The organism is Nocardiopsis sp. NPDC055879 (genome assembly GCF_053615935.1).
Genome location: NZ_JBSHCT010000009.1, coordinates 1 through 23,380, shown reverse-complemented (window position 1 = coordinate 23,380; position 23,380 = coordinate 1). Strand labels below are relative to the sequence as shown.

Genomic DNA, 23,380 nt, shown 5'->3' with positions numbered 1-23,380 from the left:
CCCGCCGCCCACGAACTTCAACGAACACGAGAAAGCCGACATCTCCATGCCCGAAAACCAGGGAACCCACCTGATCCGCGGCGCACGCCCGCTCGGTGATGACCCGGTCGACCTGCTGTTCGAGAACGGCGAGATCACCGCGATCGGTCCCGACCTGCCGACCCCCGACGGGGCAGAGGTCGTGGACGTCACCGGTCTGATCGCCCTTCCCGGCCTGGTCGACCTGCACACCCACCTGCGCGAACCCGGCCGTGAGGACGCCGAGACCGTCGCCTCCGGCTCCCGCGCCGCCGCGATGGGCGGCTACACCGCCGTGCACGCCATGGCCAACACCGACCCCGTCGCCGACACCGCCGGGGTGGTCGAGCAGGTCTGGCGCCTGGGCGAGGAGGCCGGATACTGCGACGTGCGTCCGGTCGGAGCCGTCACCGTCGGTCTGGCCGGCGAACGGCTCTCCGAGATCGGCGCCATGGCCGACTCCGCCGCCCGGGTCCGGGTCTTCTCCGACGACGGCATCTGTGTCTCCGACGCGCTGCTCATGCGCCGCGCACTGGAGTACGTCAAGGCCTTCGACGGCGTCATCGCCCAGCACGCCCAGGAACCGCGCCTGACCGAGGGCGCCCAGATGAACGAGGGTCGCGTCTCGGACCGCCTCGGCCTGCCCGGCTGGCCCGCGGTCGCCGAGGAGGCGATCATCGCCCGCGACTGCCTGCTCGCCCAGCACGTCGGCTCGCGTCTGCACGTGTGCCACGTCTCCACCAAGGGCTCGGTCGACATCATCCGTTGGGCCAAGGAACGCGGCTGCGACGTCACCGCGGAGGTCACCCCCCACCACCTGATCCTCACCGACGACCTGGCCGAGAGCTACGACCCGGTCTACAAGGTCAACCCGCCGCTGCGCACCGCCGAGGACGTCCAGGCGCTGCGCGAGGGACTGGCCGACGGCACCATCGACATCGTGGCCACCGACCACGCCCCCCACCCGGTCGAGGCCAAGGAGACCGAATGGTCCACCGCCGCGATGGGCATGATCGGACTGGAGACCGCCCTCGGAGTGGTCCACAGGACCATGGTCGAGACCGGTCTGCTCACCTGGGAACAGGTCGCGGACCGCATGTCCACCGCTCCCGCCCGCATCGGTCGCGTCGGCGGGCACGGTCGTGAGCTCGCCGTCGGCGAACCCGCCAACATCGTTCTGTACGACCCCGCCGCGCCCGTCGAGGTCGACGCGGCCGCCATGGTCGGCAAGAGCGGCAACACGCCCTTCCGCGGCATGAGCCTGCCCGGTCGGATCATCGCCACGTTCCTGCGCGGCGCACCGACCGTCCTGGAAGGGAAGATCAAGTGAGTTACCAAGCCCAGGCCGGACCTGGCACGACAGAGGGGGCAAACGTGTCCGAGGAGATCGGTGGACCGGCGATTCTGGTGCTCGAGGACGGTCGCGTGTTCCACGGCCGATCCTTCGGCGCCGTCGGTGAGACCTTCGGCGAGGCCGTCTTCAACACCGGTATGACCGGCTACCAGGAGACGCTCACAGACCCCTCCTACCACCGCCAGATCGTCGTGATGACCGCCCCGCACATCGGCAACACCGGGGTCAACGACGACGATCCCGAGTCGACCCGCATCTGGGTCGCCGGCTTCGTGGTGCGCGAGCCCTCCCGCATCACCTCCAGCTGGCGCTCGAAGGGCACCCTGGACGACGAGATGCACCGCCAGGACGTGGTCGGCATCGCCCTGACCGGGACCCGCGCCCTCACCCGCCACCTGCGCGACAAGGGTGCGATGCGCGCCGCGATCAGCAGCGTCGAGACCGACCCGAAGGCGCTGCTCGCGCGCGTCCTCGAACAGCCCCCCATGGCCGGCGCCGACCTGGCGGGCCAGGTCAGCACCGACACCGCCTACGAGATCCTGCCGCCCGAGGGCGTCGAGGCCCGACACCACGTCGTCGCCGTCGACCTGGGCATCAAGTCCATGACGCCCCAGCGCCTGACCGAGCGGGGCTGCCGGGTCACCGTGGTGCCCTCCTCCACCACCGCCGAGGACATCCTCGCCCTGGACCCGGACGGCGTCTTCTTCAGCAACGGCCCCGGCGACCCCGCGGCCGCCGACGGACCCGTGAAGGCCATGCGAGGGATCCTGGACGCCGACAAGCCGCTCTTCGGCATCTGCTTCGGCAACCAGATCCTGGGCCGCGCCCTGGGCCTTGGCACCTACAAGCTGCCCTTCGGGCACCGAGGCGCCAACCAGCCGGTCATCGACACCCGTACCAAGAAGGTGGCGATCACCAGCCAGAACCACGGTTTCGCCGTGGACGCACCGCTCGACATCCCGTTCGACACCCCCTACGGCCGGGCCGAGGTCAGCCATATCGGCCTCAACGACCAGGTCGTCGAGGGCCTGCGGTTGCTGGACCGCCCCGTGTTCAGCGTCCAGTTCCACCCGGAGGCCGCCGCGGGCCCCCACGACGCCGCCGATCTCTTCGACGAGTTCGTCGACCTGATGTCCGCCCAGCCCGCACCGGCTGCCAAGTAGTAAGAGGTACAGAGCATGCCGCGCCGTAGTGACCTTTCATCCGTCCTCGTGATCGGCTCCGGCCCGATCGTGATCGGGCAGGCGGCCGAGTTCGACTACTCGGGTACCCAGGCCTGTCGCGTCCTCAAGGCCGAGGGCCTCCGGGTCATCCTGGTCAACTCCAACCCGGCCACGATCATGACCGACCCCGAGATCGCCGACGCCACCTACGTCGAGCCGATCACCACCGGGATGATCGAGAAGATCATCGCCAAGGAACGCCCCGACGCGCTCCTGCCGACGCTGGGCGGACAGACCGCGCTCAACGCCGCCGTGGCCCTGGACGAGGCCGGGATCCTGGCCAAGTACGACGTCGAACTCATCGGCGCCAACATCGAGGCCATCCAGTCCGGTGAGGACCGCGAGACCTTCAAGGGCATCGTGGAGCGCATCGGCGGCGAGTCCGCGCGTTCGCGCATCTGCCACACCATCCAAGAGTGCCTGGACGCCGCCGAGGACCTGAACTACCCCGTGGTGGTCCGCCCCTCCTTCACCATGGGCGGCGCCGGCTCCGGCTTCGCCCACGATGAGAACGATCTGCGCCGCATCGCCGGCCAGGGACTGGCTCTCTCCCCGACCACCGAGGTGCTCCTGGAGGAGTCCATCCTCGGTTGGAAGGAGTACGAGCTGGAGCTGATGCGCGACGCCAAGGACAACGTGGTCGTCGTCTGCTCCATCGAGAACCTCGACCCCATGGGCGTGCACACCGGTGACTCCATCACCGTGGCCCCCGCCATGACCCTGACCGATCGCGAGTACCAGGAACTCCGCGACATCGGCATCGCGGTCATCCGCGAGGTCGGCGTGGACACCGGCGGCTGCAACATCCAGTTCGCCGTCCACCCCGAGACCGGCCGGATCATCGTCATCGAGATGAACCCGCGGGTGTCCCGTTCCTCGGCCCTGGCCTCCAAGGCCACCGGCTTCCCGATCGCCAAGATCGCCGCCAAGCTCGCCATCGGCTACACGATGGACGAGATCCCCAACGACATCACCAAGGAGACCCCGGCCAGCTTCGAGCCCACGCTCGACTACGTCGTGGTCAAGGTGCCCCGCTTCGCCTTCGAGAAGTTCCCCGGCGCCGACCCCGGCCTGACCACCACCATGAAGTCGGTGGGCGAGGCCATGGCGATGGGCCGATCCTTCCCTGAGGCGCTCCAGAAGGCCATGCGCTCCCTGGAGAAGTCCGGGGTGGGCCTGACCTGGGCGGGCGAGCCCGGCGACAAGGACGATCTCGTGCGCGAGGCCGCCCGACCCACCGAGCACCGTCTGCGCCAGGTCCAGCAGGCCCTGCGCGCCGGGGCCACCGTCGAGGAACTGCACGAGTCCACCAGGATCGACCCGTGGTTCCTGGACCAGATGCTGCGTCTGGAGGAGGCCGCGCGCACCCTGGCCGCCGCGTCCAAACTCGACGCCGCGCTGCTGCGCGAGGTGAAGGGACTCGGCTTCTCCGACCTCCAGATCGGTGAGATCACCGGCAAGTCCGAGGACGTCGTGCGCGAACTCCGACACGCCCTGGGCATCCACCCCGTCTACCTGACCGTGGACACCTGCGCCGCCGAGTTCGAGGCCGAGACGCCGTACCTGTACTCCAGCTACGACGAGGAGACCGAGGTCCCCACCGGGGACAAGCCCAAGATCATCATCCTGGGATCGGGACCCAACCGCATCGGCCAGGGCGTGGAGTTCGACTACTCCTGCGTCCACGCCTCCTTCGCGCTCTCCGACGCCGGGTTCGAGACCGTCATGGTCAACTGCAACCCCGAGACCGTCTCCACCGACTACGACACCAGCGACCGGCTCTACTTCGAGCCGCTCACACTGGAGGACGTCCTGGAGGTCGTGCGCGCCGAGCAGGCCGCCGGACCGGTCGTCGGGGTCATCGTCCAGCTCGGCGGTCAGACCCCGCTGGGCCTGGCCCGACGTCTCAAGGACGCCGGAGTGCCCATCATCGGCACCAGCCCGGAGGCCATCGACCTGGCCGAGGACCGCGGCGAGTTCGGCAAGGTCCTGGACGCCGCCGGCCTCCCCGCGCCCAAGTACGGCACCGCCTACTCCTTCGAGCAGGCCAAGGTCGCGGCCGACGAGATCGGCTACCCGGTCATGGTCCGACCCTCCTACGTGCTGGGCGGCCGCGGCATGGAGATCGTCTACAGCGAGGCGATGCTCGCCGACTACATCGAGCGCAACGCCGAGGTCAGCCCCGAACACCCGGTGCTGATCGACCGCTTCCTCGACGACGCCATCGAGATCGACGTCGACGCCCTCTACGACGGCAAGGACCTCTACCTGGGCGGCGTCATGGAGCACATCGAGGAGGCCGGCATCCACTCCGGCGACTCCGCGTGCACCCTGCCCTCCATCACGCTGGGCAGCGAGGACATCGAGCGCATCCGCTACTCCACCGAGGCCATCGCCCGCGGCACCGGGGTGCGGGGACTGCTCAACGTCCAGTACGCGCTCGCCTCGGGCGTCCTCAACGTCCTGGAGGCCAACCCGCGCGCCTCCCGGACGGTGCCGTTCGTGTCCAAGGCCACCGCGGTCCCGCTGGCCAAGGCCGCCGCCCGGGTCATGGCCGGCAGCAGCATCGCCGAACTGCGCGCCGAGGGCATGCTGCCCTCCAAGGGCGACGGTGGCGACCTGCCCGCCGACGCACCGGTCTCCGTCAAGGAGGCGGTGATGCCGTTCAACCGCTTCATCGACAAGCACGGTGAGGGCGTCGACACCATCCTCGGCCCGGAGATGCGCTCCACCGGTGAGGTCATGGGCCTGGACGTGGAGTTCGGGGCGGCCTTCGCCAAGTCCCAGCTCGCGGTCAACAGCTCGATGCCCACCCGGGGCAAGGTGTTCGTGTCGGTCGCCAACCGGGACAAGCGCTCGATGATCTTCCCGGTCAAGCGCCTGGCCGACCTCGGCCTGGAGATCCTGGCCACCGAGGGCACCGCCGTCGTCCTGCGCCGCAACGGCGTGCGCGCCACCGTGGTGCGCAAGCACAGCGCGGGCCCCGGCCCCGACGGCGAGCGCACCATCGTGCAGCTCATCCACGACGGGGAGGTCGACCTCATCGTCAACACCCCGTTCGGCAGCGCCGGGCAGGCCGGACCACGTCTGGACGGCTACGAGATCCGTACCGCCGCGATCGTCCGGAACGTTCCCAGCGTCACCACGGTCCAGGGTCTGGCCGCCGCGGTGCAGGCCATCGAGGCCGGTGTGCGCGGGGACGTGGGGGTGCGCTCCTTGCAGGAGCACGCCCGAGCGCTCACGGCGAGTCGCGAGGACTCCTAGGCTGTAGCGGAGCGTCCGGGTGCCGTGGGAACACCCCCGCGGCACCCGGACCGTACCGCCGCGAGTCCAGAGAGGCTGCCACCACAGATGAGCGACAACGGACCGGTGCAGGTCAGGTGCCCCGTGCTGAACGTGCGCAGGGTGGACGCCTACTACGCCATCACCGTCGTCGCCCCGGGTATAGCCGAGCGCTTCCGTTCCGGGCAGTTCGTCTCGGTGACGGTGGGCGGCGACCATTCCAGCACGTTGCTGCGTCGCCCCTTCGCCATCCACGACGTCAAACCCGACTACGGCGGAACCGTGGAGTTCCTGTTCGCGGTGCGCGGTACCGGCACCGCCTGGCTGGCCGAACGAAGATCGCGCGACCTGCTCGACGTGGTGGGCCCGCTGGGTCGGCCCTTCCCCCTGCCCCGGGATCCCGTCAACTGCGTGCTGGTGGGCGGGGGATCGGGGAGCGCCCCGCTGTTCCCACTGGCGCAGTCGCTGCGTCGGCGCGGCTGCCGGGTGGACTTCGTCCTGGGCGGTGCCTCGGCCGATCGGGTGTTCAGCGCGATCACCGCCCGCCGGATCGCGGAGACCGCGGAGTTCACCACCGACGACGGTTCCTTCGGTACCCGCGGACGGGTCACCGACGTCCTCGGTCGGGTGATCGAGGACGCCCGCTCCGACGCCGTGTACGCCTGTGGACCCATGCCGATGCTGCGCGCCGTCACCCAGGTGGCCGGCAAGCACGGCGTCCCCGTGCAGGTCGCGGTCGAGGAGACCATGGCCTGCGGCATCGGGATCTGCATGACCTGTGTGATCCCGGTGGTGGGAGAGGACGGGATCACGCGGATGGTGCGGTCCTGCGTGGACGGCCCCGTCTTCCGGGGCGAACGGGTGCGGTTCGACGACGTGGGCACCATCCCCTTCGACGCCTTGGGCGCACCCGGTTGGAAGGGGTCGGGGGCCGCCGGCACGGCGGAGTCGACCCGTGACATCGCCTGACCGGCAATGATGAGTCACCCCAGGTCCCGGGCGCGGGTCGTCCGGGCGACCACGAGCGAGCGAAGACACGTGAACGCAGACCTCAGGACCCGACTCGGATCCCTGGAACTCCCCAACCCGGTGGTGACCGCCGCCGGGTGTGCGGGCTCGGGACGGGAGCTGGCGCAATTCTTCGACGTGGCGGAGATCGGCGCCATCACCACCAAGTCCTTGATGTTGGAGCCGCGGGCGGGCCGCCCGGCCCCGCGTATGGCGGAGACCCCCAGCGGGATGCTGAGCACCATCGGCCTTCAGGGGCCCGGCGTGGACGTGTTCCTCGAACGCGACCTGCCGTGGCTGCTGTCCCGGGGCGGCCGGGCGATCGTGTCCATCGCGGGCTCGGGGGTGGGGGAGTTCGGTGAGCTGGCCCGCCGGGTCTCGGACGCCGAAGGGGTGGCCGCCATCGAGGTGAACCTGTCCTGCCCCGACCCGACCGACCCCGCCGGACGACACTTCGCCGACGACCCGGCCCAGGCCGCCGCGGTGGTGCAGACGGTGCGCTCGCACGCCCGATCCGATCTGCCCGTGCTGGCCAAGATCGCGGTGGACGTCCCGGACGTGCTGAAGCTGGCCGAGGCCTGCGTCGGCGCCAGGGCCGACGGACTGACCATGATCAACACCCTGCGGGGCATGAGCGTGGACACCCGCACGTTGCGTCCCGCGGTGACCGGTGGGATGGGCGGACTCTCCGGACCGGCGATCCGTCCGCTGGCCGTGGGATGCGTCTATCGGGTCCACGAGGCCTTCCCCGACGTGCCCATCGTCGGTGTCGGGGGTGTGCGCACCGGATCCGACGTGTTGGAGTTCATGGCGGCGGGCGCGAGCGCCGTGGCGGTGGGAACGGTGAACTTCTCGGACCCCTCCGCGTGCACTCGGGTCCTGCGCGAGTTCACCGAGACGCTGGAGACTCTGGGGGTGCCCAAGGCCTCGGATCTGGTGGGCGCCGCGCACCGCTCGGGGTTGTGATCCGCGGGTCACCGGGCGGCAAGGCCCTGACCGGCCTGAACAGCGTTGAGATGGCTCTGTGTGGCTGAACGGGCGCGCCCGGCATCCAGAGCAGGGATCAGGGGGAACAGCCGCCTACGGCCGACTGGAAGGCCGTTACGGGGAAGTGACGCGGGTCGGGTGCATGAAGCGCTCGATCCAGGGAATCGCACACCATGCGGTGTGCACATGACAGTGGATGTGCATTCGTAAGCACGTTCGTAAGAACGGCGGACGAGTGCCGGACCCCGGGCTCCGGCCGGGTCACACGATTGGAGAGACCGACATGACCGCTCCTTCCGCGCCCATCGCCGTCGCGATCGATGCCGGCGACATCGAGACCGCGGCCACTTGGGCGTCCGCCGTCGCACCGCACGTCAGCACGGTGAAGGTGGGCCTGGAGCTGTACCTGCGCTACGGGCCCGAGGTGATCAGCGCCGTACGCGGGGCCAACCGCGTCGGTGTCTTCCTCGACCTGAAGCTGTACGACATCCCCGCCACCGTGGCCGGTGCGGCGCGCAGCGTGGCGGGGCTGCGGCCCTCGATCCTGACCGTGCACGCGAGCGGGGGAGCGGACATGGTCCGAGCGGCGGTCGAGGCCGCCCCGGACACCAAGATCGCGGCGGTGACGGTGCTCACCTCCATGAACGAGACGGATCTGGAGCAGGTGGGGCTGCTCGGTCCGGCACGGGACGCGGTCCGTCGCCTGGCGGCGCTCTCGGTGGGCGCGGGAGCGCGCGCACTGGTGTGTTCGCCTCAGGAAGTGGCGGCGGTCCGCGCAGAGGTGGGCCCGGACATCACCCTCATCACGCCGGGCGTGCGCCCGGCCGGTGCGGACAAGGGTGACCAGTCCCGGGTCGCGACTCCGGAGGAGGCGATCGAGGCAGGGGCGGACCTTCTCGTCATCGGTCGCCCGATCACCCGTGCCGCGGACCCCGGTGCGGCGGCGGCCTCCATCGCGGCGGCCGTACGGCGTGCCGGGGCCCGTGTCTGAAATCCGGTGGCCGGTCCCGGAACCGCTGTGCTGCGCGGATCCGGAACCGGCCGCACGGATCGCCCTCCGGATCTTCGCATTCGTCCCATCACGCACAGTTGCGGGTCACAGACGGTGATCAAATAGGCGTGTCCGAAACCCCATTGCCGTGGCGAAGAGTGACCCGGGTCACCCCTGTGTGACCTGCGCTGGTCGTGCGCTTCGCCTGCTCGGCAATCGGGACGAAAGTCCTGGTTTTCGTACCTGCACGCAATTGGTCGACTACTCTGGGTAGTTCCTTCAACGAAATAGCCTCTGAAAGGGCACTTTACGTTGCCTAACAGGGGTCGGACCTACTAACTTTCGCAGGCGTCCGCCCTCTACAAACGAGTAGAAATCCGAGGTGACCCGGCGTGGCCCTTCCTCCCCTCACACCCGAGCAGCGCAGCGCGGCTCTCGAGAAAGCCGCCAAGGCCAGAAAAGAGCGCGCTGAGGTCAAGAACAAGCTGAAGAACGGCGGCATCTCGCTGTCCGAGGTGCTTTCCAACGGCCTCAAGGACGACGTCATCGGCAAGATGAAGGTTTCGGCTTTGCTGGAATCCCTCCCCGGTGTCGGCAAGGTCCGCGCGAAGCAGATCATGGAGCGGCTCAACATCGCTGAGTCGCGCCGTGTCCGGGGTCTGGGCACCAACCAGCGTGCCGCCCTGGAGAGCGAGTTCGGTGACCTCACCAAGTAGCTCGGAAGTACGGAGCAGATAGCCGAACACCGGACGTCGCGTCCCCCACAGACGCGTGACGAGCCCCCGCATCCGGTGGGGTCTCATCGGTGGGAAGCGTGATCCGAGGCCGCGGCCGACGGGCAAGGAGTGGACCCCAGGTCACACTCCGTCCATCGCGCCGCGGCCTCGGTGGTATAAAGGGATCTCCCGCGACCGTACGCGGCCCGCCCACCGGCGGCCGCGTGAGCCGCCCGCGCGGTACCGTGCCGGACCTGGCCGGTCCCGGCGGACCGGTGGCCCACCGCGCGGCGAACACGCCGAATGGAATCCTGATCTACATGCCTGCGCAGAACGCGGACCCCGCCCGCCCCGTCGCGAAACGGCTGACCGTGCTGTCCGGACCCTCGGGCGTTGGCAAGAGCACCGTCGTCGCGCACCTGCGAGAGGTCGACCCCGACGTGTGGCTGTCGGTCTCGGTGACCACCCGTGCCCCCCGCCCCGGCGAACACGACGGTGTCCAGTACCACTTCGTCTCCGACGAGGAGTTCGACCGCCTCGTCGCCGAGAACCAACTGCTCGAATGGGCGGAGTTCGCCGGCAACCGCTACGGCACCCCGCGTGGCCCGGTCCAGGAACGCCTGGACTCCGGCACCCCCGTCCTGCTGGAGATCGAACTCCAAGGCGCCCGACAGGTCCGCGAGTCCATGTCCGACGCCCTGCACGTCTTCCTCGCCCCGCCCTCCTGGGAGGAGCTGGTGCGCAGGCTCTCCGGTCGCGGCACCGAGAGCGAGGAGGTCATCCAGCGCAGGCTGGAGGTGGCCAAGGTCGAACTCGCCGCGGAGAAGGAATTCGACACGACCCTGGTCAACACGTCCGTACAGGACGTGTGCGACGAGCTGCTAGCGTTGATGACCGCGCCCAAGGTGTGATAATTGGGGTGACAGCGGCCGCGCCGAACATCGGTGGTGGCGCACACCCGCCTCACCGGGCCCCGAGAACCATTCCATCCAATCAACGTCACGGCTTGTCGACGAGCCGGAGACCGTCCCTGGGGGTAACAAAGTGGCTGGTACCGAGCCCGTCGCCGAAGGCATCACCAACCCGCCGATCGACGACCTGCTGGAACTGGTGGACAGCAAGTACAGCCTGGTCACCATGGCCTCGAAGCGGGCCCGCCAGATCAACGCCTACTACGCCCAGCTGGGCGAGGGCCTGCTGGAGTACGTCGGACCGCTGGTGGAGACCCAGGTCCAGGAGAAGTCCCTGTCCATCGCCCTGCGCGAGGTCAAGTCCGGTCTGCTCACCGCGGAGCCCTACGAGGGCATCTGACCCGAGTACGTGCCCGAGTACCACGGCGCCCGTCGCACACCCCGCCAGGGGCGTGCGACGGGCGCCTCCTGGTAGAACAACTGGTGTGAGTGACACAGAGAACGTTCCCCAGGTGGTCCTCGGCGTCGGCGGTGGCATCGCCGCCTACAAGATCTGCGAGCTCCTGCGCCGACTGACCGAGTCCGGCCACCGAGTCCGTGTCGTGCCCACCGAAGCCGCCCTGCGCTTCGTCGGAGAGCCCACCTGGGCGGCCCTGTCCGGGCAGCCCGTCGAGACCGGTGTGTGGGACCGGGTGCACGAGGTTCCGCACGTGCGCATCGGCCAGTCCGCGGACCTGGTGTTCGTCGCCCCGGCGACCGCCGACATCATGGCCAAGGCCGCCGCCGGGATCGCCGACGACCTGCTGACCAACACCCTGCTCACCGCCCGCTGTCCGGTCGTGTTCGCCCCGGCGATGCACACCGAGATGTGGGAACACCCCGCCACCCGGGCCAACGTGGCCACGCTGCGTTCGCGCGGCGCCATCGTCCTCGACCCGGCCGTGGGCCGACTGACCGGCGTCGACACCGGCCGAGGTCGACTCCCCGAACCCGCCGAACTGTTCGAGGCCGCCCGCCTGGTCCTGCGTCGTGGGACCGCCGAACCCGACCTGGCCGGTCGCCGCGTGCTCATCTCCGCGGGCGGTACCCGCGAGGCCATCGACCCGGTGCGCTTCATCGGCAACCACTCCTCGGGACGGCAGGGCTACGCGCTGGCCCGCACCGCCGCGGCGCGCGGCGCCGACGTCACCCTGGTGGCCGCCAACGTCTCCCTGCCCGACCCGGCCGGCGTGAGCCTGGTGCGGGTGTCCTCGGCGCTGGAACTGGCCGAGGCCATGGAGGCCGAACGCGCGGCGGCGGACATCGTGGTGATGACCGCGGCCGTCGCCGACTTCCGTCCGGTCGACAGCGCCGCGTCCAAGATCAAGAAGTCCGGCGCGGCCCCGGCCCCGCTCGAACTGGTCGAGAACCCCGACATCCTCGCCGGTCTGGTCACCACCCGGGAGAGGGAGGGCACCGACCAGACCATCGTGGGGTTCGCCGCCGAGACCGACGACGTGATCGCCAACGGCCGCGCCAAGCTGGCCCGCAAGGGTTGCGACCTGCTCGTGGTCAACCAGGTCGGTGGTGGACGCGCCTTCGGCACCGAGGACAACCAGGCGACCGTCCTGGGCGCCGACGGCACCGTGGTGGACATCCCCACCGGTCCCAAGGAGGACCTCGCCGACCGTGTGTGGGACCTGGTGGTGGAACGTTCGCCGGGGCGGACCCCCTGAGAGAGGGCGTGCTCGAACACCGGTGGGAATCCGGTCTCCTTCGAGGTGGACGCGTGAAAATCCCCATGTCGTTACGCTAGATTCCTACCGCCGAGTACGTCACACTTCGAACGGGCCCTGTGTGCGACCTGCCAGGTCGACCAACGGGCGACCGTCCCCACTGGTCCCGTTACAGTGGACGAATAACCAACCCCGTCGGTCGGCATTGACCGCCCTCGGCGCGAAGCCGGGGCGAGCCGGACCGCACCGACCATGTCAGCCAGCAGCCGCTGCAAGGAGTCACGCAACGTGTCCCGCCGCCTTTTCACCTCCGAGTCCGTCACCGAAGGCCATCCCGACAAGATGGCCGACCAGATCAGTGACGCGATCCTCGACGCGATGCTCACCACCGACCCCGGCAGCCGGGTCGCGGTCGAGACGCTGATCACCACCGGTCAGGTCCACATCGCGGGTGAGGTCACCACTCAGACCTACGTCGACATCCCCGCCATCGTGCGCGAGAAGATCCTCCAGATCGGATACGACTCCTCCGCCAAGGGGTTCGATGGTGACTCCTGCGGGGTCAACGTCTCCATCGACGCGCAGTCCCCCGACATCGCCCAGGGCGTCGACACCGCCTACGAGGCGCGTGTCGAGAACGAAGAGGACGCCCTCGACCGTCAGGGCGCGGGCGACCAGGGTCTGATGTTCGGCTACGCCAACCGTGAGACCCCCGAGCTCATGCCGTTGCCCATCAAACTGGCGCACGCGCTCTCGGAGCGGCTCGCGAGTGTTCGGCGGGACGGCACGGTGCCCTACCTGCGCCCCGATGGCAAGACCCAGGTCACCGTCGAATACGAGGGCCAGACCCCGGTCCGGCTGGACACCGTGGTGGTCTCCAGCCAGCACTCCGCCGACATCAACCTTGAGGAGATGCTGACCCCGGACATCCGGGAGCACGTCATCGAACCGGTCGTGGCCGCCTACGGCCTGGACTCCGACGACTACCGCCTCCTGGTCAACCCGACCGGTCGCTTCGAGATCGGCGGCCCGATGGGCGACGCCGGTCTGACCGGCCGCAAGATCATCGTCGACACCTACGGCGGCTACGCCCGCCATGGAGGCGGCGCCTTCTCCGGCAAGGACCCGTCGAAGGTGGACCGTTCGGCCGCCTACGCCACCCGCTGGGTCGCCAAGAACATCGTCGCCGCCGAACTGGCCGAGCGCGTGGAGGTCCAGGTGGCCTACGCGATCGGCAAGGCGCACCCGGTCGGCGTGTTCCTGGAGACCTTCGGTACCGAGCGGGTCGCCCCGGAGCTGATCGAGAAGGCCGTCAAGGAGGTCTTCGACCTGCGTCCGGCCGCCATCGTGCGCGACCTGGACCTGCTGCGTCCGATCTACTCCAACACCGCCGCCTACGGTCACTTCGGCCGTGAGCTCAAGGAGTTCACCTGGGAGAGCACCGACCGGGCCGCCGCGCTGCGGTCCTTCGTCGGCGCCTAGGGCTCCCCGAGGGGGCGTGTGACCGGTCGCGGTCACACGCCCCCTCGTCGCGTCCGCGGACATTTCCCTGCATGCCTCCCACACTCGACGACTACACAGTGTTACAAAATAGGTGCTTTGAGTCATCGACGTGATGCTTCGCGAGGGAGAACACCATGGCCGTGTCATCGGCGGTGTCCGCGGTCGGACTGGCCGCACTGATCGCTCTTCCCGGGCAACCGGCCCCGGACGAGGAGGGGCCGGTGCCCGGAGCGGGGAGTCTGCACGTCACCGTCGGCGAGCGCTCCGAGGAACGACTCCAGGTCGGTGACCGGGTCGAGTACACCATCAGGGTGCGCAACGCCGGCTACGAGGCCGTACCCGACGCCCAGATCGTGCAGTTCCTACCGAAGTCGCTGCGTTACGTCTCCGGGGCCCCCGAAGGCGTCGAGGAGGGCCGGGCCGTGTGGGAGCGTCCACTGGAGCCGGGACAGCGCGACGTCCTCACCGTGACCGCCGAGGTCACCGCCCTGCCCGAGCGTGGCGTACAACCGGTCTCCACCGTCTGCATGCGCCCCGCCGCCGACGCGCGACTCGCCTCCTGTACCGCCAGCGTCCACCGAGTGCACCATGAGCCGCCCCCGGTCTGGGTGGCCGCCGGCGTGGCGCTGGTGGTGGCCCTGGCCACGGGCGTCGGCGGTTACCTGCGCTACCGGGGTACACGCCGGCCACGGGTCGAACCGGAACCGCCCAACGACCACACCCCGGAGCCCACACCCGAGGTCGGGACCACCCCCGGCCACGCGCCCGTCTTCCACCTGGACTCACACCGCTGAGGGGTGGGGCGAACCGATCGATGGATTTACCCGGTTTTCCGTACGCTTGACCGAATGGTCGTTGCTCTGGGTAGTCGATATAGCACGATCTGTGTATGAATTGTTGCTCTAAGTACGTGTCCGAGGCGTTCAAGACCACGGTTGGTGCTCGCAGTCTGATCCGAATGGCGGCCGTCTCCGTCGGCACCGTGATCGTCGTACCCCTCTTGTGGGGGACGACCCCGGTGCTCGCCGACGACGTCGAGTATGTCGAGCGGCCGAGTACCCGACCACTGGACCCGGTGGAGAAGGACGTCCTGGACCGGGTTCGGATCGAGTCACCCTCGGAGACCGCGAACACGTTCCCAGAGCGGGAATCGGTCGAGGCGGAACCGGACGATCTTCAAACCGATCGCTCGGTGCGGGACTCCGAGTCCCAAGGCGCCCAAAAAGAGAGTCGGGAAGAGAACGGGGACGGCGGTTACGAGGGGTACTACCCCGAGCCCGAGCCTGAACCGGAGCCTGAGCCTGAACCGGAGCCCGAGCCCGAGCCTGAACCGGAGCCCGAGCCTGAACCGGAGCCCGAGCCCGAGCCCGAGCCCGAGCCTGAACCGGAGCCCGAGCCGGAGCCCGAGCCGGAGCCGGAGCCCGAGCCGGAGCCGGAGCCCGAGCCGGAGCCCGAGCCGGAGCCCGAACCGGAGCCCGAACCGGAGCCGGAGCCCGAGCCCGAACCGGAGAAGCCGGTTCTCGCACAGACCGGAGCCTCCGTGGCGATCCCGGCACTGGGCGGGCTGTTGACCTCCGTCGCCGGTATCGGCGCGATGTTCCTGGGACGCCGTCGAGGCCCCGAGAAGCAGCGCGACTAGAGAACGCTTCCCGAACACCGCAAACGAGAACGGGCCGCACCCCCGGTGAGAGGGGGCGCGGCCCGTTCGCGTGTCCTCGCGGTGAGGTGCCTCAGCTCATGTCGTCGAGGGCCTTCTCGGCCTCGGCGAGCCAGGAACGACGTGCCTCCAGGGCGGCCTCGTTCTCCTTGATCCGACGCTCGTCACCGGCGGCCCGAGCCTTCTCCAGCTTGGCCTCCAGGCCCTGGATCGCCGTCGACAGCTGGTCGACGGTGTCCTTGGCGCGAGCGCGGGCCTCGGGGTTGGTGCGGTCCCACTCGGCCTCCTCGGCCCGGCGCACACCGTCCTCGATCTGCCGGAAAGCGCCCTCCAACTTGTCGCGGGTGTCGCGCGGCAGCTCACCCGCCTCCTCCCAGGCCTCCTGGAAGTCACGCAGCCGGGCGCGTGCACGACGCGGGTTCGAGATGCCGGGGATCTCCGCCTTGGCCTCGGCCAGGATCTTCTCCTTGGCGTCGGCGTTGACCCTCAGTTCGGCGTCACGCTCGGCGAAGGTGGCGTTGCGCGCGTCGAAGAAGGTGTCCTGGGCGGCCTTGAAACGCGCCCACAGCTTGTCCTCGCTCGTCCGGTCGGCGCGGCCGCTGGCCTTCCAACGCTGCATCAGGTCCCGGTAGGCGCGGGCGGTGGGCCCCCACTCGGTGGAACTCGACAGAGCCTCGGCCTCGGCGACGATCTGCTCCTTGTCGGAGCGCACCCCTTCGCGCTGCTGGTCCAGGTTGGCGAAGTAGGCCTTGCGCCGCTTGGAGAAGGAGTTGCGTGCCGCCGACATGCGCTTCCACAGCGCCTGCTCGGTGGGGCGGTCGGCCCGAGGGGCCTTCTTCCACTCCTCGATCAGCTGGAGCATGCGCTCGCCACCGGACTTCCAGTGGGTCGTCTCGGCGGCGACGCGCTCGGCCTCTGCGACGATGCGCTCCTTGACCTGGCGGGCCTGGCCGCGGGCCTGCTCCTGGGCCTGCTTCTGCTCGACCTTGCGCTCCTCAGCGCGGCCGGACAGCTTGTCCAGGCGCTTCATCAGCGAGTCCAGGTCACCGACGACGTTGGCGTCCTTGATCGAGTCACGGAGCTTGTCGATGCTGCTCATCGCGGCGGAGGCCGACAGGTCGGTGCTGCGAAGCCGCTTCTCCAGCAACCCCACCTGGGTCACCAGGGCGTCGTACTTGTTCCGGTAGAAGGCGAGAGCCTCCTCCGGAGCACCCGCCTGCCACGATCCGACGACCCTCTCGCCATCACCTGTGCGCACATAGACCGTGCCGTCGTCGTCTACGCGGCCCCAAGGGTCCGTGGTCACCGTGTCCTCCTGCTGTCGTGAACCGGGCCGGGCGGGGCCGGGTTCGGGTCGTCGCGGCGGCGTCCGGGCCTCTGCGTGAGGGGAAGGCCACCGTGTCCTGCACGATATCCCCACGCTCCGGCGGACAACGACGCGCCGTGTTCAACGTGTGAGCAGATCTTTCGGGTCTGCTTTCGTCCTCGTCCGGTCGGTCCGATCCCGCCGCCTCGGAAAAGAGACGCAGGTCGCGCGGCCCGACACGACACGACGACGGTGACCAATATGGCATTACCACGCGCTTTGGCAAAGAGCCCGGGCGTGCGGGGTGATCGAATGGTGATCAAACGCCTTCTCATATGTGCTTTTCGGTTCGCCGCCCCTCCTCGCTCTCGGTAGGCTCTCCTGGACAGGTCCGTGGCACCCGTGTCCGGGCCGACCACGCACAGACCACGAACGCTCCACGAACAGGACGACCACCGCCGTGCTCATCGCCGCTCTCCCCACCGGGCCCCTCGCCGCGAACTGCTACGTGCTCGCACCGGCCCCGGGCGGCGATTGCGTCATCGTGGACCCCGGCCAGGGGGCCACCGCCCAGGTGGACAAGGTCCTGGCCGAGCACGACCTGACCCCGGCCGCGATCCTGCTCACACACGGGCACTTCGACCACGTGTGGTCGGCCACCGAACTCGGTGAGACCCATGGAGCCCCGGTGTACCTGCACGCCGACGACCACGGTCTGCTCTCCGAGCCCGCAGCCGGAGTGGACGCCGGTTTCGCCGCCCAGTTGCAGATGCTGCTGGGCCCGGGGCCCTATCCGGTCCCGGCCGACCTGCGTGAGGTCGAGGGCGGTCAGAGCCTCACCCTGGCCGGGGTGGAGTTCGGTGTCGAGCACACCCCCGGCCACACCCCGGGCTCGGTGGTCTACACGGTGACCGCCGAGGACGGGGAGCCGGTCATGTTCGCCGGTGATCTGGTCTTCGCCGGATCCATCGGCCGTACCGATTTTCCCGGCGGCAGCACCGAGGCGATGAACCGCAGCCTGAGCAGCGCCGTTCTGAACCGCCCCGACGCCACCCGGATCCTGCCCGGGCACGGCCCGGCCACCACGGTGGAGCGCGAGCGCGCCACCAACCCCTACCTGCGCGATATCGCCGGTTGACCCGGTCTTACGCCTCGCTCGATCCCGGCGGTGTTCGAGACAGTCGGAGGAGAGCCGCATGCGCCGTATCTCGATGACCCCGGTCCGCAAGGTCAAGGGCAGCACCACCGTGGTCGCCAACTAGCGGCCGGGATCGGGCCCCGAGCCTTCGGGGGTCCGTGTGCCACTCGAACCAGGAGGCCAGGGGGCGTGGTTGGCGGTAGGATCCCAGTTGTTCAAGGGCATGCCATGCCTTCAGCCGGGCCCGGCCGCGGGCTCCCCGGCATCCTCACCCAGCCGTGTAGTTAGTGGACTTGGTAACTCATGCATCGTTACAGGACTCATTCGTGTGGTCAGCTCCGTAAGGAGCACGTCGGGCAGCAGGTGCGCCTTTCTGGCTGGGTGCACAACCGCCGGGATCTCGGTGGTCTGCTCTTCGTCGACCTGCGCGACCACTACGGCGTCACGCAGCTCATGGCTCGCCCCGAATCCCCGGTGTTCGAGGAACTCAGCCGCATCTCCAAGGAGTCGGTGATCCAGGTCACGGGTCAGGTCTCCGCGCGAAGCGCCGAGAACGTCAACCCGAACCTGCCCACCGGTGAGATCGAGATCGAGGCGGCGGAGGTGGAGATCCTTGGAACGACCGAGGAGCTTCCCCTCACGGTCTTCCCCGAGGACAACACCTCCGAAGAGCGTCGCCTGACCTACCGCTTCCTGGATCTGCGTCGTGAGCGGATGCACCGCAACGTCATGCTGCGTTCGCAGGTGGTGGCCGCCATCCGTAAGAAGATGACGGACCTGGGCTTCAACGAGTTCCAGACCCCGATCCTCACCAGCTCCAGCCCTGAGGGCGCTCGTGACTTCCTGGTCCCCTCGCGCCTTCACCCCGGTGAGTTCTTCGCCCTGCCCCAAGCGCCGCAGCAGTTCAAGCAGCTACTCATGATCGCCGGGTTCGACCGATACTTCCAGATCGCCCCCTGCTTCCGTGACGAGGACAGCCGCGCGGACCGTTCGCCCGGTGAGTTCTACCAGCTCGACGTCGAGATGAGCTTCGTCGAACAGGAGGACGTCTTCGAGGTGATCGAGAAGGTCATGACCGACGTCTTCCGCGAGTTCTCCACGGGTTGGGAGATCACTTCTCCCTACCCGCGCATCGCCTACCGGGATGCCCTGGAGTGGTACGGCACCGACAAGCCGGACCTGCGAGTGCCGATGAAGATGCTCGACGTCACCGCGCTCTTCGACAAGACCGATTTCCGCGCCTTCGCCGGCAAGAAGGTCCGTGCCCTGGCCGTGCCGGACGTGGGCGGGCAGCCGCGCAAGTTCTACGACGGCATCGGCGACTTCGCCGTCGAACAGGGCGCCAAGGGACTGGCCTGGCTCAAGGTCGGGGAGAACAACGAACTCACCGGTCCCATCGCCAAGTTCGTCACCGAAATCTCCGACGAACTGTTGACCACCCTCGGCGCCGGTCCCGGCTATGGCCTGTTCTTCTGCGCCAGTGAGGACGAGGCCGAGATCAACCGGATCATGGCTCCGGTCCGTGTCGAGGCCGGTAAGCGCGCGGGCCTGGCGGAGGAGAAGGTCTACCGCTTCTGCTGGATCGTGGACTTCCCGATGTTCGAGCGCTCCGACGAGGGCGACATCGAGTTCAGCCACAACCCGTTCTCCATGCCACAGGGCGGGATGGACGCGTTGCTCAACAAGGACCCGCTGGACATTCTGGCCTGGCAGTACGACATCGTCTGCAACGGTGTGGAGCTCTCCTCCGGCGCGATCCGGAACCACTCGCCCGAGATCATGTACGAGGCGTTCGAGATCGCCGGCTACGACAAGGACGCCGTCGAAGCCGAGTTCGGCGGCATGCTCAAGGCCCTGAAGTTCGGTGCTCCGCCCCACGGTGGCATCGCTCCCGGCATCGACCGGATCGTCATGTTGCTGGCCGATGAGCCCAACATCCGTGAAACCATCGCCTTCCCGCTCAACCAGAACGCCCAGGACCTGATGATGGGCGCCCCGGCGGCCGTCTCGGAGAAGCAGTTGAGTGACGTGCACATCCGCACGGTCATCCCTCAGGGAGACAAAAAAGGGAGTTAAATGAAGCTTTGGCTGCCGCCCTACCTCTCGATTCGTCGAACCGATGGTGGTCTCCGCATAGGGACCCTTCCACCGAACGCGTGGCACCTTGAGGAGCCACCCGAGTTCCTCATCTCGTTGCTCCAAGGCTGTATTCGGCCAAGGGAGCGTGAAGGACTGGTAGAGGCGGCAGCCGAGCTTTCCGGCTGGACACGGGCCGAATCCACAGCGGTGATCGCTGACCTGGAACAGGCCCGTGTCCTTGTCCCCGCACCCGAAGACCGTGGCCGGTACGACCGCCACGGTCTTTTCTTTCAGCTCATGGGGGTCGACGAGGGTGCGCAGGAGCGGCTCTCCGAGGTCACGGTGGGTCTGGTGGGTATGGGTGGAATAGGTACCCATGTGGCGACGCATCTGGCCGCCGCCGGGGTCGGACGTCTGGTGATGTCGGACGGTGACGTGGTGGAGTTGTCCAACCTCACCCGGCAAACGCTCTTCAAGGAGAAGGACGTCGGCCGACTCAAGGTCGACGTCGCGGCGGAAAGGCTGCTTGAACTCCGTTCGGATCTGGAAGTAGTCACGATCCCCGAATCGTTCACTTCTTCCGATCTGGCGGGACGGGTGGCCGCGCGATCGGACATCGTTCTACTGTCCGCCGACCGTCCGGCCGACGTTCACCTTGGGTCGCGGACGTCGGCGCGGGCTCCGGTCAGGTCACGGACCGACTCGTGGCTCTGGGAGCGAACGTTGACGCTTATGAGCCAGATGGGGCGATGGAGCGGATCCTTCGTGACCGTGTCCAAGGGTGGGGGGAACGCGTTGAGGTGCACCGCGCCGGTCTGGAGGTCCTCATCGAGGCTGAAGGACGCTACGACACCATTTGTTGCCTCAACGTCTTGGACCACATCGCCGATCTGCCGGCCAGTGTTCGGAGTCTTCGCACAGCACTCAAACCCGGGGGCCGTCTCGTGCTGTCGATCCCACATCCGATGAAGGATCGCGGCGGTTGGTACAAGGTCCCCGGCCCACAAGGGTGGGAGTACCGGCACTACGTCGTCGATGACTACTTCGTCGAGGGGGAATGCCTGAAGGATCGAGAGGACCGGCACGGCGAGGTCAGGATCCAAGGGATCCGAACGCACCACCGGACGCTGTCCAGGTACTTCGAAGAGTTCATCGGCCAGGGGTTTCTCATGCGTCGAGTACTGGAACCGGAGCCCGACGAGCTGATCGCGGAACGAGATCCCGTCATCTTCGACAAGTCGAGCCGCATCCCGTACTTCCTGGTCATGGTCCTGGAGAGGGGGCGCGATGCGTGACGAGATCTTCGTGGACCGGACCCGGGTGGGCGACTTCGTCTTCGATGAGGGTGTGGCGGACGTCTTCGACGACATGCTGGACCGCAGCATCCCGTTCTACGAAGAGATCCAGAGGATGTCCGTTGAGCTCAGCCGAAGTTTTCTCGAAGAGGAGGGTGGGACCGTCTATGACGTGGGTTCCTCCACGGGGAACACATTGCTTCGACTGATGCAGGCGATATCCCCGAAGACACGAGTGAGGTTCGTGGGTGTGGAGCCTTCAGCCGCGATGCGGGCACGGTGTTGGGAGAAGATCCGAGCGGAGGGCCTCGGCCACGAGATCGACATCCTTGAGGATTCGGTGGAATGTCTGCCGGATCTTCCCGGGGCACGAGTCGTCATCATGCTCTTCACTCTGCAATTCGTGCGACCGCCTCAGCGTGACGCGGTCCTGGCGAAGATCTGTGCGTCCATCGAACCAGGCGGGGCGTTACTGCTGGGGGAGAAGGTGCTCGGGGACGACAACGACCTCTCCCGGGTCTACATCGACCTCTACCACGACTACAAGGAGCGCAGCGGCTACTCCCGGACCGAGATCGCCAAGAAGCGCGAAGCCCTGGAGAACGTCCTCGTTCCGTACCGAGTCTCGGAGAATCGCGACGCACTGCTCAAAGCCGGGTTCTCCCGGGTGGACGAAGTGTTCCGCTGGTACAACTTCGTCGTCTACCTCGCGGTGAGATAGACGAGGGCGGGGCACCTATTCGGATGCCCCGCCCTGTTCGGTCCGGATGTCAGGCCTGAACGCCCTCTTCATCGAACACGTCGAAGTCGAACTCGCCGTTACGTGCACCCTGGAGGAACGCACGCCACTCCCCACGGGTGTACACGTGGGCGGGACGCTCGGGGTGCTTGCTGTCCGTGACGTGGAACTCGTCGCCAACCCGCTCCACCTCCACGCAATCCCCTTGCTGCCCGCTGAAGCTCGATTTGATCCTCACGAGTACTCCTCGACGTACTTCTCCATCAGCTCACGGGATTCTTTCACACTCAACGCGAAGCCCAGCAGGCTCTCGAAAGCGCGTGCGGAGGTGGTGACCTCGGTGGGTTTGTCCAAGAACAGCTCGCCCACGGTGGTCTCCACGTAGACCACTCGACGATCGTCACAGACGAGCAGGGTCAGGCCCCCTACCACGGCCGGGTGGGCGCCTGCGGAGAACGGCACGATCTGTACCGAGGTCTGTGCTTGGCCTGAGACGTTCAGAAGGTGCTGGACCTGATCTCGCATCATCTGTTCGTTCCCCACGATTCGGCGTAACGCACCCTCGTCCATGAGAGCCAAGAGGCGAGGGCTTTCCTCACGGGAGAGGATCTGCCGCCGTGCCATGCGTAGCTCAAGGCGACGCTCAACCTCTTCATCGTCGAGCTCCTGCGGGCCGTACAGCAGGATCTGACGCGTGTACTCGGGGGTTTGCAAGAGCCCCGGGACGATCACCTGATAGGTCCGGATCTCCGAGGCGTCCACTTCCAGGTCCAACAGGGCCGCGTATTCGGGCTGTAGGAGGTCGCGGTAGGGATGCCACCAACTCGGCTGTTCCGCGAGACGGAAGAGTGACATGACCTCCTGCCGGACGTCGTCCGAGACTTCGTAGATCTTGAAGAGCTGGTGAAGCACCGTGCGCTTGGGGATGCGCTCGCCTCGTTCGTAGCGTGCGAAGGATCCTTGGAGAGTCTCCAGGAGAGCGGCCACCTGGGCCTGTGTGTATCCCGCCTGTTTGCGGATCTCAGCGAGCTTGCGGCCGAGCCGGTGCCGCCGGATGTTCACCTGAGCCATCGAACTCCCCGCGCATCGTGTGAGTCGGATAGAATCATATCTATCAGATATTCCAACTAGATGGATTAATCCATGTTACCGTAAGATCCTGGAGCTGCTAAGAGGAGTGACTTCGTGGATGCTTACCTGCTCTCTGCCGTCTGGGCCTCACCGAAACCGAAGGAAGCCCCTACCTTCCTCACCCTGGTGACCCATCACCTGAAAGGGGGGATCCCCTCTGGCAACGGGCTCTACCGGTGGACGATCGAGGAACTCTCCAGGGGCTACGAACTGGGACTGTACAGCGCCGGTCACGCCGAGCTTGGTGAGGAGGGCGAGGAGATCGTGTGCCATCGCGAGGAGCTGCTGTTGTGGGACGGCTCCAGCGTGAAGAACCGCGAAACCCGT

20 protein-coding genes and 2 pseudogenes are annotated in these 23,380 nt (G+C 67.9%); 19 read left to right on the top strand and 3 right to left on the bottom strand.

Annotation, left to right across the window (positions count from 1 at the left end; all coding sequences use genetic code 11):
- Positions 1–46: 46 nt before the first annotated feature.
- The 13 genes from ACWGKS_RS12215 to ACWGKS_RS12155 all read left to right on the top strand — a co-directional run bounded on the left by ACWGKS_RS12215 (position 47) and on the right by ACWGKS_RS12155 (position 15,347).
- Positions 47–1,348: a dihydroorotase gene (locus ACWGKS_RS12215; RefSeq protein WP_358508211.1), complete on the top strand. Its 1,302-nt coding sequence runs from the start codon at positions 47–49 to the stop codon at positions 1,346–1,348.
- Between the two features lie 44 nt (positions 1,349–1,392).
- Positions 1,393–2,535 (top strand): glutamine-hydrolyzing carbamoyl-phosphate synthase small subunit, encoded by a 1,143-nt coding sequence (gene carA, locus ACWGKS_RS12210; RefSeq protein ID WP_358508209.1) that lies wholly within the window; start codon positions 1,393–1,395, stop codon positions 2,533–2,535.
- A 15-nt stretch (positions 2,536–2,550) separates the two neighbouring features.
- The gene (gene carB, locus ACWGKS_RS12205) at positions 2,551–5,859 is read left to right on the top strand and encodes a carbamoyl-phosphate synthase large subunit (RefSeq protein ID WP_358508207.1); all 3,309 of its coding nucleotides are present in this window, start codon (positions 2,551–2,553) and stop codon (positions 5,857–5,859) included.
- An 87-nt stretch (positions 5,860–5,946) separates the two neighbouring features.
- Complete coding sequence (locus tag ACWGKS_RS12200) at positions 5,947–6,846, top strand: dihydroorotate dehydrogenase electron transfer subunit (protein WP_358508205.1); 900 nt, start codon at positions 5,947–5,949, stop codon at positions 6,844–6,846.
- Between the two features lie 69 nt (positions 6,847–6,915).
- Complete coding sequence (locus ACWGKS_RS12195; RefSeq protein WP_358508204.1) at positions 6,916–7,851, top strand: dihydroorotate dehydrogenase; 936 nt, start codon at positions 6,916–6,918, stop codon at positions 7,849–7,851.
- 304 nt (positions 7,852–8,155) lie between these two features.
- The gene (gene pyrF, locus ACWGKS_RS12190) at positions 8,156–8,863 is read left to right on the top strand and encodes an orotidine-5'-phosphate decarboxylase (protein ID WP_358508202.1); all 708 of its coding nucleotides are present in this window, start codon (positions 8,156–8,158) and stop codon (positions 8,861–8,863) included.
- A gap of 392 nt (positions 8,864–9,255) precedes the next feature.
- A complete protein-coding gene (mihF, locus tag ACWGKS_RS12185; protein ID WP_017546565.1) occupies positions 9,256–9,579 on the top strand; it encodes an integration host factor, actinobacterial type in 324 nt (107 codons plus the stop codon).
- Between the two features lie 320 nt (positions 9,580–9,899).
- Positions 9,900–10,490 carry a guanylate kinase gene (gene gmk / locus ACWGKS_RS12180; RefSeq protein WP_358508200.1) on the top strand — a complete coding sequence of 197 codons (591 nt, stop codon included), beginning with the start codon at positions 9,900–9,902 and terminating at the stop codon, positions 10,488–10,490.
- A gap of 133 nt (positions 10,491–10,623) precedes the next feature.
- Positions 10,624–10,890, top strand: coding sequence for a DNA-directed RNA polymerase subunit omega (gene rpoZ / locus ACWGKS_RS12175; RefSeq protein WP_358508198.1), 267 nt, complete (start codon positions 10,624–10,626; stop codon positions 10,888–10,890).
- Between the two features lie 112 nt (positions 10,891–11,002).
- Positions 11,003–12,205, top strand: a complete 1,203-nt coding sequence (gene coaBC, locus ACWGKS_RS12170; RefSeq protein ID WP_067606423.1) for a bifunctional phosphopantothenoylcysteine decarboxylase/phosphopantothenate--cysteine ligase CoaBC — start codon at positions 11,003–11,005, stop codon at positions 12,203–12,205.
- Positions 12,206–12,493: 288 nt separating this feature from the next.
- On the top strand, positions 12,494–13,687 hold the full coding sequence (gene metK / locus ACWGKS_RS12165) for a methionine adenosyltransferase (protein ID WP_358508196.1): 1,194 nt from the start codon (positions 12,494–12,496) through the stop codon (positions 13,685–13,687).
- Between the two features lie 155 nt (positions 13,688–13,842).
- Positions 13,843–14,502, top strand: coding sequence for a hypothetical protein (locus tag ACWGKS_RS12160; RefSeq protein WP_358508195.1), 660 nt, complete (start codon positions 13,843–13,845; stop codon positions 14,500–14,502).
- A 164-nt stretch (positions 14,503–14,666) separates the two neighbouring features.
- Positions 14,667–15,347: a hypothetical protein gene (locus ACWGKS_RS12155; protein ID WP_452522605.1), complete on the top strand. Its 681-nt coding sequence runs from the start codon at positions 14,667–14,669 to the stop codon at positions 15,345–15,347.
- Positions 15,348–15,438: 91 nt separating this feature from the next.
- Here ACWGKS_RS12155 and ACWGKS_RS12150 read toward each other — a convergent pair whose 3' ends face one another.
- Positions 15,439–16,671, bottom strand: coding sequence for a DUF349 domain-containing protein (locus ACWGKS_RS12150; protein ID WP_358508192.1), 1,233 nt, complete (start codon positions 16,669–16,671; stop codon positions 15,439–15,441).
- 460 nt (positions 16,672–17,131) lie between these two features.
- Here ACWGKS_RS12150 and ACWGKS_RS12145 point away from each other — a divergent pair, with 460 nt between their 5' ends.
- The 5 genes and pseudogenes from ACWGKS_RS12145 to cmoA all read left to right on the top strand — a co-directional run bounded on the left by ACWGKS_RS12145 (position 17,132) and on the right by cmoA (position 21,904).
- Positions 17,132–17,809, top strand: a complete 678-nt coding sequence (locus tag ACWGKS_RS12145; RefSeq protein ID WP_358508190.1) for an MBL fold metallo-hydrolase — start codon at positions 17,132–17,134, stop codon at positions 17,807–17,809.
- Positions 17,810–18,112: 303 nt separating this feature from the next.
- A complete protein-coding gene (aspS, locus tag ACWGKS_RS12140) occupies positions 18,113–19,885 on the top strand; it encodes an aspartate--tRNA ligase (RefSeq protein WP_358508188.1) in 1,773 nt (590 codons plus the stop codon).
- Positions 19,886–20,695 (top strand): annotated as a pseudogene (locus ACWGKS_RS12135) (HesA/MoeB/ThiF family protein); the annotation flags it as partial. It abuts the gene before it with no gap.
- Positions 20,587–21,183: pseudogene (locus ACWGKS_RS12130) on the top strand (class I SAM-dependent methyltransferase); the annotation flags it as partial. The pseudogenes ACWGKS_RS12135 and ACWGKS_RS12130, both read left to right, overlap by 109 nt.
- Before the next feature lie 25 nt (positions 21,184–21,208).
- Positions 21,209–21,904: a carboxy-S-adenosyl-L-methionine synthase CmoA gene (gene cmoA / locus ACWGKS_RS12125; protein WP_452522602.1), complete on the top strand. Its 696-nt coding sequence runs from the start codon at positions 21,209–21,211 to the stop codon at positions 21,902–21,904.
- Positions 21,905–21,953: 49 nt separating this feature from the next.
- Here the strand turns inward: cmoA and ACWGKS_RS12120 are convergent, their stop codons facing one another.
- Both ACWGKS_RS12120 and ACWGKS_RS12115 read right to left on the bottom strand, forming a co-directional pair.
- A complete protein-coding gene (locus tag ACWGKS_RS12120; protein ID WP_358508182.1) occupies positions 21,954–22,160 on the bottom strand; it encodes a DUF397 domain-containing protein in 207 nt (68 codons plus the stop codon).
- Positions 22,157–22,993 (bottom strand): helix-turn-helix domain-containing protein, encoded by an 837-nt coding sequence (locus ACWGKS_RS12115; RefSeq protein ID WP_358508180.1) that lies wholly within the window; start codon positions 22,991–22,993, stop codon positions 22,157–22,159. Before ACWGKS_RS12115 ends, ACWGKS_RS12120 begins: the two co-directional genes overlap by 4 nt.
- Before the next feature lie 114 nt (positions 22,994–23,107).
- Here ACWGKS_RS12115 and ACWGKS_RS12110 point away from each other — a divergent pair.
- A partial coding sequence (locus tag ACWGKS_RS12110) for a hypothetical protein (protein ID WP_452522599.1) occupies positions 23,108–23,380 on the top strand: 273 nt, incomplete at its 3' end.